This is a genomic window from Arthrobacter sp. JCM 19049 (assembly GCF_001310435.1).
Genome location: NZ_BAXF01000254.1, coordinates 1 through 3085 on the forward strand (window position 1 = coordinate 1; position 3085 = coordinate 3085).

Genomic DNA, 3085 nt, shown 5'->3' on the forward strand with positions numbered 1-3085 from the left:
GCAGTTGCGCGTCGGAGCCCGGCTCGGCGTTGCCCGCCAGCTCCCACAGTCGGTCTGCGGCGTCGATGCCCGACTGTTCGCGTGCCTGTTCGTTCACGTAGAAGTCCAATGCGGTGTTCAGCTGGCGCAGCAGCACCATGATCACCGAGGAGTCCACCTCGTGGCCGATGTTGTTCAGCAGCAGCTGCACATAGGTGCTGGCCGGGGCCTCGGCATCGCGCACCGCATCCCAGGCGGCACTCCAGACCAGGGTGCGCGGCAGGGACTCCGTGAAGTCCTTCAGATGCTTCGTGGCGGTGGCCAGGGAACGCTCGTCGAGACGGATCTTCGCGTAGGTCAGGTCGTCGTCGTTGAGCAGCACGAGGTCTGGACGCTGCAGTCCCACCAGTGCGGGCACCGGGGTGCTTTCGCCGGTGACATCCAGTTCCTCGCGGTGGGTGCGCACCAGCTGGCCGGAGTCATTCAGGCTGTAGAAGCCCACGGCCAGACGGTGGTCGCGGATCGTGGGGTAGTCGGTGACCGCGCTCTGCCGGATGCTGAAGTCGGTGATGGTTCCGTTCTCATCGGCCTCGATGGCGGCGGTGAGCGTGTTGACCCCGGCGGTTTCCAGCCACTGGCCGGACCAGTTGCTCAGGTCGCGGCCGGAGGCTGTCTCCAGTTCCCGCAGCAGGTCCGGCAGTTCGGTGTTCTGCCAGGCGTGCTTGGCGAAGTAGCTGCGCACCCCGGCCATGAACTCCTCCTGGCCCACGAAGGCGACCAGCTGGCGCAGCACGGAGGCGCCCTTGGCGTAGGTGATGCCATCGAAGTTGACCTCCACGTCGGCCAGGTCCCGCATCTCGGCGACCACCGGGTGGGTGGAGGGCAGCTGATCCTGGCGGTAGGCCCAGTTCTTCTCCAACATGTTGAAGGTGGTCCAGGAGCTGGTGAATTCCGTGTTTTCCGCCGCAGCAGGGTGGACATGAACTCCGCGAAGGACTCGTTCAGCCACAAGTCGTTCCACCACTTCATGGTGACCAGGTCGCCGAACCACATGTGCGCCAGCTCGTGCAGGATGGTGATGGCCCGGCGTTCGACCATGGCGTGGGTGGGACGTGAGCGGAAGACGTAGTCTTCCAGGAACGTGACCGCCCCGGCGTTTTCCATGGCTCCGGCATTGAACTCCGGGACGAAGAGCTGGTCGTATTTCACGAACGGGTAGGGCACGGCGAAGTTCTTCTCGAAGAACTCAAAGCCCTGCTTGGTGACGGTGATGATGTTCTCGAAATCCAGGTATTCCATCATCGAGGAGCGGGCGAACACGCCCAATTCAATGGTGCGCCCATCGCGGGAAACCAGCGAATCGCGCTGCACCTGGTACGGTCCGGCGATCAGCGCGGTGATGTAGCAGGAAATGCGCTGGGTGGGGGAGAAGTCCCACCGGGCCTTGCCCTCCTGCAGCATTTGCGGATGCGGGGTGGGGGAGTTGGAGACCACGTTCCAGTGCTTCGGGGCGGTGACGGAAAACTGGAAACTGGCCTTCAAATCCGGCTGCTCGAAGACGGCGAACATGCGCCGTGAGTCGGCCACCTCGAACTGGGTGTACAGGTAAACCTCGTCATCCACCGGATCCACGAAACGGTGCAGGCCCTCACCGGTGTTCATGTACAGCGCATCAGCGTCGATCACCAGGGTGTTTTCCGCCGCCAGGTGCGGCAGCTGGATGCGTACGCCGTCGCTGACCTCGGAGGGATCCAGTTCGGTACCGTTCAGGGTGACCGAGCGGACGGTGTCGGTGACCGCGTCGATGAAGCTTGAAGCGCCTGCGGTAGCGGTGAAGCGCACTGTGGTGCGTGAGCCGAAGACCCGCTCACCCTTGGTCAGGTCCAGCTCCACCTCGTAGCTTTCAACACGCAGCGTGTTGGCGCGTTCGATGGCCTCGTCACGGGTCAGGTTCATTCCGGGCATATGCATTCGCTCCGCATCCATGCGGCTCGTGCGCCGCATTAGGGAAATCTGAAATATCTATTGAACAACTAGCCCCTATTCTGCCACTGCGGCAAGGGGGTGGCGCAAGTCATTTGGCGGATATTTCCGCTTCCGCCGGCCCCGCCCCGGCCGACCGGGGCAGGCGCTGCCGACGGGGGAGTCTGCGCGAAGACGCTACACAATGCGCGAACCCCAGCGCCGGTGGATAAGCTGGAGTGGTGCTCGCCGCCAATGACGGCAGCGGCCACAGAAGACCTCCGCCCCCGGGGCAAAATGTCATCGAAGCAAAAACACGAAGAGGGACAACCTATGCGCGTGCACATCGCCACCGACCACGCCGGCCTGGAACTGAGCGACCACCTGGTCAAGCACCTGACCGCCAAGGGCTACGAGATGGTCAACCATGGACCGAGCTCCTACGACCCGGAAGATGACTACCCTGCCTTTTGCATCAACGCGGCCCGCGCGGTGATCAATGACCAACGGGCCGGGGTTGAGGCGCTGGGAATCGTGCTGGGTGGTTCGGGCAACGGCGAGCAGATCGCCGCGAACAAGGTCGAAGGGGTGCGCGCGGCCCTGGCCTGGAACCTGGACACTGCTCAATTGGCACGCCAGCACAATGACGCCAACGTGGTCGCCGTGGGCGGCCGTCAGCACTCGACGCAGGAAGCGACCGCCATCATCGAGCCTTCCTGGCCGAACCGTTCAGCGGTGCCGAGCGCCACAGCCGACGCATCGGCAAGATCGCCACCTATGAAACCACCGGCGAGGTCATCGACTAGCCGTGCCGGAAGGACATTCACTGCACCGCCTGGCCCGCCAATTCGACGACGTCTTCGCCGGCCAGGCGGTTCAGGTTTCATCCCCGCAGACGGTTCGCCGCCGACGCCGAACGCATCAGCGGCCAGCAGCTGGAACGTGCGTGGGCCAAGGGCAAGCAATTGTTCTGCCAGTTCTCCAACGACCTGTACCTGCGAATCCACCTCGGACTCTACGGCGCCTTCGACTTTGGCGGGGACGAGTTCTTCCGCGGCGCCTCCTCCATCGGTGCGCCCCGGCGCATTGGCGAACGGGAAGTTGCCGCCGAGGCCAACGGGGAATACCTGGGCCCGCCCGAGCC

At 64.1% G+C, this 3085-nt stretch carries 3 pseudogenes; 2 read left to right on the top strand and 1 reads right to left on the bottom strand.

The annotated features are described in order from the left end of the window. Positions 1 to 1944: pseudogene (pepN, locus tag JCM19049_RS10490) on the bottom strand (aminopeptidase N); the annotation flags it as partial. Positions 1945 to 2274: 330 nt separating this feature from the next. Between pepN and JCM19049_RS20165 the strand changes: the two are divergent. Next, positions 2275 to 2747 (top strand): annotated as a pseudogene (locus tag JCM19049_RS20165) (ribose-5-phosphate isomerase). A gap of 2 nt (positions 2748 to 2749) precedes the next feature. Further along, positions 2750 to 3085 (top strand): annotated as a pseudogene (locus JCM19049_RS20170) (DNA-formamidopyrimidine glycosylase family protein); the annotation flags it as partial.